This is a genomic window from Actinomadura logoneensis (genome assembly GCF_003428695.1).
In the GTDB taxonomy this organism is placed as follows: Bacteria; Actinomycetota; Actinomycetes; order Streptosporangiales; family Streptosporangiaceae; genus Spirillospora; species Spirillospora logoneensis.
The window spans coordinates 1-6,792 of the sequence record NZ_QURH01000907.1 but is presented as its reverse complement, the minus strand read 5'-3'; the positions used below and the strand labels follow the sequence as shown (position 1 = coordinate 6,792).

Sequence of the window (6,792 nt, the reverse complement as noted above, 5' to 3'; positions counted from 1 at the left end):
GGCCGGCCGGCGCGGTCCGCGGGACGGTGGCGGCGGGGACGGCCGTCGCGCTGGGGCTGGCGCCGCTCGGGTCCGTCGCGGCGGCTGCCGAGCCCAGGCCGTCCGGCAAGGAGCTGTCCTCCCGGGCCTTCCAGCTCGCCGACCAGTTAGAGCGCCTCACCGAGCAGTACAACGGGCTCAGGGTGAGGCTCAAGGAGGCACAGACGGCCGCGAGGGCGGCCACCGCGAACTCCCGGCGGCAGCAGGCGGTCCTGGGCGGGGTGCGCGACCGGCTGAGCCGTCTGGCGGCGGCCAGTTACATGCAGGGCGGCGGGGCGACGGACCCGGCCGTGACGTTCGCCGTCTCGCGCGACCCGCAGCAGGTCCTCGACCGGGCCGCCACCCTGCGGTACCTCGCGACGCAGAACAGCACGCGCTTCGTCGGCCTCGTCCAGACGATGCAGGCGGCCGACCGGGCGTTCAAGGACGCGCAGCAGCGGGCGCAGGACGTGACCGTCCTGCGCGACAGGGTGAACGCGCAGCGCCGCCAGGTCACCGACACCTACGAGAAGATCCGCGGACGGCTCGTGAAGCGGGACCCGGCGTCGGTCGCCAAGCTCCCGGTCGTCGGCGACGACCTGGGCGCCAAGGCGCTCCGGCTCGCGATGACCAAGATCGGCGACCCGTACGTGTGGGGGGCGTCCGGGCCGTCCACCTTCGACTGCTCGGGCCTGGTCATGTGGGCCTACGAGCAGCTCGGCGTCAACCTGCCGCACTACACCGGGGCCCAGTACAACGCGGGCACGCACGTCTCCCGCGACCGGCTCCGCCCGGGCGACCTCGTCTTCTTCTATCCGGACCTGCACCACATGGGGCTGTACGTGGGCGCGGGCAAGATCCTGCACGCGCCGCACACCGGCGACGTCGTCAAGATCGACAACATGGGCGGACGTCCCTTCGCCGGCGCCGTCCGCATCAACTGACCCAAGACGAAGGTGGTCGCCGGGGTCGTTCGGGCAGGGGCGGGCCCGGTGGGGCGAACCTGGGAGCCTCGCGCGGACGCGCGGGTACTGGGGGGGGGCACGCCCGTTCAGGACGCGCCGAGGCGGGAGGGGCCGGCGAGCTCGTCCCGCGGCGACGCCTGGGCAGGGGGCGCCGCTGCCTCGGCTGGGCGTCGCCGCCACGGGGTCGGACGGTGCGCTCGTCGGATCGGCCGGGACGCCGTCGGTGCGGCCTCGCCCGCGCGGGGCGTGCCGTACCTCCCGGTCGGGTCGGTAGCGGTCAGATCAGCTGCCTCCGGGCCGCCCACACCACGGCCTCGATAGGGGTGTTGACCTCCAGCCGGTCGCAGATGGTCCGCAGCCGGCGGCGCAGGGTCCGGGCGCTCAGTTCCAGTTTGCGTGCCGCCACATCAGCGGTGACACCGCTGGCGATCTGGGCGAGGAGCTTGATCTCCTCCTCGTTCAACCGCAGCTCGTCGGTGCCACGACGTGCGAGTGTGGCCTGTTCCACTCCGTCCTCCCTCGTCCGTGGTGATGACCGCGGGGATGCAGCCGCCTGCTGCACAGGCACGGGTAGGCCGATGTCTACGCGTCGGGTTGCCGGGGTCCGGATCGCTCCGGACCAGATCATCGTTTTCTGGTCTCGGCGTGCTTGGCCGGAGTCGGCCGCCTGCGGGAACGGGTCGCGGGACGGGGGAACTCCGGGTCACGATTCAGTCGTTGAGCGTCCGAACACCGGCGCGCCGACCGGCGCGGAGGGTCCGACCGCACGGCCGCGGACGGGGCCGACGCGGCGGGGCACGCCACGTCCGGGACGGGTCACGATCGCCAGCCATCCAACCCACCCTTTCTCGCCCCGATCCGACGACCCCCGTTAGGGTGAAGATCGTGAATCGTTTCAAGCCACGCTTCGGCTCGGAACGCTAGGCGGCCGGATCCGGCCCGTCAAGCGCCGAATGCGCACGCTGTGTGCTTGTATGGACTCTGCCAGTGACGGCCCGTTCGGAAGTGATCCGCGACACACTGCGAGACCTGCGGAAACAGTTCCGGGGCGGACGAGGAGTGAGTTGCCACAGACCAGTATCCGGGAGGTTGCTCGGCGTGCCGGGGTCTCAGTTGGGACCGTTTCGAATGTCCTAAACCGGCCAGAACTGGTGGCCGAAGCTACCCGTGATCGCGTACGTGCGGCGATCAAGGAGCTCGGCTTCGTCCGCAACGAGTCCGCGCGGCGGCTCCGCCAGGGGCCCGCGGCGCGACCGGAGCCCCCCGCCGAACCCACCGCCTCCCGCGCTCCCGCCTTCGGCGTCCTCATGGAGGACCTCGCCAACCCCTACGCCTCCGATGTCGCGCGCGGCGCCGAACGCGCGCTGAACAAGGCCGGCCGCGACGTGCTGTGGCTGTCCAGCGACCACGACCCCGCCAAGGAGCGGCGCGGTCTCGACCTGCTCACCGCGCAGCGCGCCGAGGGCGTGCTCGTGATCCCGGTCGGGATGGACGACGCCGACGTCGAGCGGCTGCGCGCGGCCGGGATGTCGGTGGTGCTGCTCGACCACGTCCGGCCCGGCGTCTGCTCGGCGCGGGTGGACCACGTCGCGGGCGGCGCCGTCGCCGCCGACCACCTGCTCGGGCTCGGCCGCCGCAGGCTCGCGTTCGTCAGCGGACGCCCCGAGCCCCGGCCCGTGGTCGACCGGCGCGCGGGCGCCGCGCGCACGCTGCTCGGCGCCCGGGTCGGCGCGCTGCCGGTGTTCACGATGGAGGCGCTGACCCCGACCGAGGGGCAGGCCGCCGCGCGCCGCCTGCTCTCGCTGCCCGAGGTGCCGGACGGCGTGTTCTGCGCCAACGACCTGCTCGCCATCGGCCTGACCAACGAGCTGGTGCGGCTCGGCGTCCGCGTCCCGGACGACATCGCCGTGGTCGGCTACGACGACATCGAACTCGCCGCGTCCGCCGCGGTGCCGCTCACGACCGTCCGGCAGCCGCGCCGCGAGCTGGGCCGCGCCGCCGCCGAGCTGGCCCTCGCCGAGACCGCCGAGGGCGCGGCCCACACCCACCGCCAGGTCGTCCTGACCCCGGAACTGATCATCCGCGACTCCGCCTGACCTTCTCGACCGGCCCGTTCCACCCCCCTCGCCCGCTCTCCGCCTCCGCCGCTTCCGGCCGTCCGTCGTCTTCGGGTTCGTCCGCGTCCGTCCGAGTCGGGGCATTGACGGGAGGGGGACGGTCTGCGTGGCTGGACGCATGGCGACGACCGGTGTGCCCGGGGCTCGGGCGATCCTGGGGTTCGATCCGTCCGACCCGGCGTTCCGGGCCGATCCGTACGCCGAGTACCGGCGGCTGGCGCGGGCCGGAGCGCTGACGCGCACCGAGGCGGGGCTGTGGGTCACGGCGTCCTACCGGCTGTGCGAGAGCGTGCTGCGCGACCACCGGTTCGGGCACCGGCCGGACGGCGCGGATGGTGCCGCGTGGCGGCGCTCGGCGGGCGCGCGGCGCTCGTTCCTCACCATGGACCCGCCTGACCACACGCGGCTGCGGCGCCTCGTCGGGCGGGCGTTCACCGCGCGGCTGGTCGAACGGCTCAGGCCGCGCGTCGAGGAGCTGGTGGACGACCTGCTCCCGATTGCCGCCGACCCCGCCGGCCCCGCCGACCCCGCTGGCACGAGGTTCGATCTGATCGCGGGGCTCGCCTACCCGTTGCCGGTGATCGTCATCAGTGAGCTGCTCGGCGTGCCGTCCGAGGACCGGGAGCGGTTCCGCGGCTGGTCGGACGCGCTGGCCCGGGGGCTCGACCCGGACTTCCTGCTGCCGCCGGACGACCTCGCCCGGCGGGAGGACGCGCGCGCGGAGTTCGCCGCGTACTTCCGGGAGCTGGCGGCGCGTCGCCGCGAGGAGCCGCGCGACGACCTGCTCAGCGCGCTGACGGCGTCCTACGACGGGGAGGCGCTGACCGAGGCCGAGCTGCTGGCGACGTGCGTCCTGCTGCTGGTCGCGGGCCACGAGACGACCGTGAACCTGATCGGGAACGGCGCGCTGGCGCTGCTGCGCGACCCGGTCCAGCTCGCCCGCTTCCGGGAGCGCCCGGAGGAGACCGCCGTGGCCGTCGAGGAGCTGCTGCGGTACGACCCGCCGGTCCAGTTCACCGTCCGGGCGGCGCTGCGGGACGTGGAGCTGGCCGGGACGGTGATCCGCAGGGGCGAGATGGTGCTGCTGCTGACCGGCGCGGCGAACCGGGATCCGGAGGTGTTCCCCGTGCGTCCGGACGAGCTGGACCTCGCCCGGTACGCGAACGCCGAGACCGCCCGCCATCTGGCGTTCGGCCTCGGCGTCCACTACTGCCTCGGCGCTCCCCTGGCCCGGCTGGAGGGCGCGGTGGCGCTGAGGCGGCTGTTCGAGCGCGACGTCCGCCCGGCGGGCGGCCTGAACGGAGTCCCGGCGGGCGGCCTGGACCGGCCGTCCTACCGGGACAACGTCGTGCTGCGCGGGCTCGCCGAGCTGCCGCTGACTATTCGGGCTTGACCAGCGGGAACAGGATGGTGTCCCGGATGCCCTTGCCGGTGAAGGCCATGATCATCCGGTCGATGCCGGCGCCCATCCCGCCGGTCGGCGGCATCGCGTACTCCAGCGCGCGCAGGAAGTCCTCGTCGAGCTGCATGGCCTCCGGGTCGCCCCCGGCGGCCAGCAGGGACTGCTCGGTGAGGCGGCGGCGCTGCTCGACCGGGTCGACCAGCTCGGAGTAGGCGGTGCCGAGCTCGGTGCCGAACCCGATGAGGTCCCACTTCTCGGTGAGCAGCGGCTCGTCCCGGTGCTGGCGGGTGAGCGGCGAGGTCTCGACCGGGTAGTCCATGACGAACGTCGGCTGGACGAGGGTGTGCTCGATGAGCTCCTCGAACAGCTCCTGGACGAGCTTGCCCTGGCCCCACTTGGGGTCGGACTTCACCCCGTGCGCCTCGGCGATCCTGCGGACGTCCTCGATCGGCGTGTGCGGGGTGATCTCCTCCCCGACCCTCTCCGACACGGCCCCGTACAGGGTGATGCGCGGCCACTCGGCGATCCCGAGGTCGACCTCGACGTCGCCGTGCCGCACCACGGTCGTGCCGAGGGCCGCGACGACGGCCTTCTGGTACATCCGCTGGGTGAGGTCGGCCATGTCGTTGTAGTCGAGGTAGGTGCCGTACGCCTCGAGCATCGTGAACTCGGGGTTGTGCGTGGAGTCGGCGCCCTCGTTCCGGAAGTTCCGGTTGATCTCGAAGACGTTCTCGATGCCCCCGACGACGAGCCGCTTGAGGTACAGCTCGATCGCGATCCGCAGGTACAGATCCATGTCGTAGGCGTTGATGTGGGTCCTGAACGGCCGTGCCGCCGCCCCGCCGTGGATCGGCTGGAGCATCGGCGTCTCGACCTCGAGGTAGCCCTCGTCGTGCCAGAAGTCCCGGACGGCGCGGACGGTGCGGCTGCGCAGCCGGGCCATCTCGCGGGCCTCGTCGTTGACGATCAGGTCGACGTACCGCATCCGGACCCGCGCCTCGGGGTCGGTGAGCCCGGCGTGCTTCTCCGGCAGCGGGCGCAGGCACTTGGCGGTGATCCGGAACGACTCGGCCATGACCGACAGCTCGCCGCGCCGGGACGTGATGACCTCGCCGGTCACCCCGACGTGGTCGCCGAGGTCGACCTCGCGCTTCCAGAACTCCAGCTGCTCCTCGCCGACGTTGGCGAGCGACAGCATGACCTGGATGTCGCCGGAACCGTCCCGGAGCGTGGCGAAGCACAGCTTGCCGGTGTTGCGGACGAGCATGACGCGGCCCACGATCCCGGCCTTCTCACCGGTCTCGGTGCCGGGCGGCAGGTCGGGGTGTTTCGCGCGGACCTCGGCGATGGTCGCCGTGCGGGGGTAGGTCACCGGGTACGGGTCGACGCCGGACTCGCGGAGCCGGTCGAGCTTCTCCCGGCGGACCCGCATCTGCTCGGGCAGGTCGTCGTAGGTCTCGTCACTCACGGCCCAAGGCTACCGACCCGCCGCCCCGGGGCGGGAATCGTTCCCCCCGCCGGGCCTCCGGGCCCTCTCAGCGGCCGTCAGGGGACGGGAGCCGGGGCGGCGGGACGAGGGCGGGGCCGAGATCGCGGGCCAGGGCCACGGCGAGGGAGCGGAAGGCCCGGACCGCCGGGCGCGTGTCGTCGCGGCGCGCGGCGAGGACGCTGTGCTCCCACGGCGCGTCCAGGAGCGGGACGAACCGGACGCCCGGCCAGCTGTAGAACCGGACGAACGAGTAGAGGCCCGAGCTGAGGCCGCGTCCGGCGGCGGTGCCCGTCAGGACGTCCTGCGGGGTACGGACGCCCTCGGGGCTGAGCCGCGGCGGCTCCCCGTTGCGTCCGCCGGCGAAGTAGAGGTAGTCGCGGAAGGCGCGGGACACGCCGTCCGGGAGGCCGAGGAAGGGCTGGTCGACGATGTCGGCCAGGCGCAGCGCCGGGGCGTCGGCGAGGGGGCTGCGCTCCGGGACGGTGATGATGCGCGGCTCGGTCGTCATCGCGTCGTACACGATGCGCTCGTCGTCGGGGGGCGGGCGCAGGAACGCCACGTCCACCCGCCGCTCGACGAGGGCCGCGACGTGCTCGGTGAAGTCGAGGCTGACCACGGTGACGGGGGTGCTGGGCCGGGCGCGGCGGAACGCGCGCAGGATGGCCGGGGTGAGCTCGGCCGAGCCGTGCACCATGATCCCCACGCGGAGGCCGTCGCCGTCCGGGCGCGGTCCGGACGTCCCCGGGCCGCGTGGGCCGGCGGGGCGGGCGGCGTCCCCGCGCAGGTCCGCGACCGCGTCGG

Annotated in this window: 6 protein-coding genes; 3 read left to right on the top strand and 3 right to left on the bottom strand. The window is 73.6% G+C overall.

The window, feature by feature from the left end; translation table 11 throughout:
- Window positions 1-182: 182 nt before the first annotated feature.
- Window positions 183-962 (top strand): C40 family peptidase, encoded by a 780-nt coding sequence (locus DZF91_RS30610; protein ID WP_328589241.1) that lies wholly within the window; start codon window positions 183-185, stop codon window positions 960-962.
- 298 nt (window positions 963-1,260) lie between these two features.
- On the opposite strand, the gene DZF91_RS30605 is transcribed toward DZF91_RS30610, so the two are convergent.
- On the bottom strand, window positions 1,261-1,491 hold the full coding sequence (locus DZF91_RS30605; protein WP_026414168.1) for a LuxR family transcriptional regulator: 231 nt from the start codon (window positions 1,489-1,491) through the stop codon (window positions 1,261-1,263).
- Window positions 1,492-2,047: 556 nt separating this feature from the next.
- Between DZF91_RS30605 and DZF91_RS30600 the strand changes: the two genes are divergently transcribed.
- Entirely contained in the window at window positions 2,048-3,079 is a 1,032-nt protein-coding gene (locus tag DZF91_RS30600) for a LacI family DNA-binding transcriptional regulator (protein WP_199487004.1), read from the top strand.
- A 127-nt stretch (window positions 3,080-3,206) separates the two neighbouring features.
- Entirely contained in the window at window positions 3,207-4,493 is a 1,287-nt protein-coding gene (locus DZF91_RS30595; protein WP_235834669.1) for a cytochrome P450, read from the top strand.
- Here the strand turns inward: DZF91_RS30595 and lysX are convergent.
- Both lysX and DZF91_RS30585 read right to left on the bottom strand, forming a co-directional pair.
- Window positions 4,480-5,934 carry a bifunctional lysylphosphatidylglycerol synthetase/lysine--tRNA ligase LysX gene (lysX, locus tag DZF91_RS30590; protein WP_235834670.1) on the bottom strand — a complete coding sequence of 485 codons (1,455 nt, stop codon included), beginning with the start codon at window positions 5,932-5,934 and terminating at the stop codon, window positions 4,480-4,482. The two genes, DZF91_RS30595 and lysX, sit on opposite strands and share 14 nt — an antisense overlap.
- A 103-nt stretch (window positions 5,935-6,037) precedes the next feature.
- A partial coding sequence (locus tag DZF91_RS30585) for a LysR family substrate-binding domain-containing protein (RefSeq protein ID WP_117360555.1) occupies window positions 6,038-6,792 on the bottom strand: 755 nt, incomplete at its 5' end.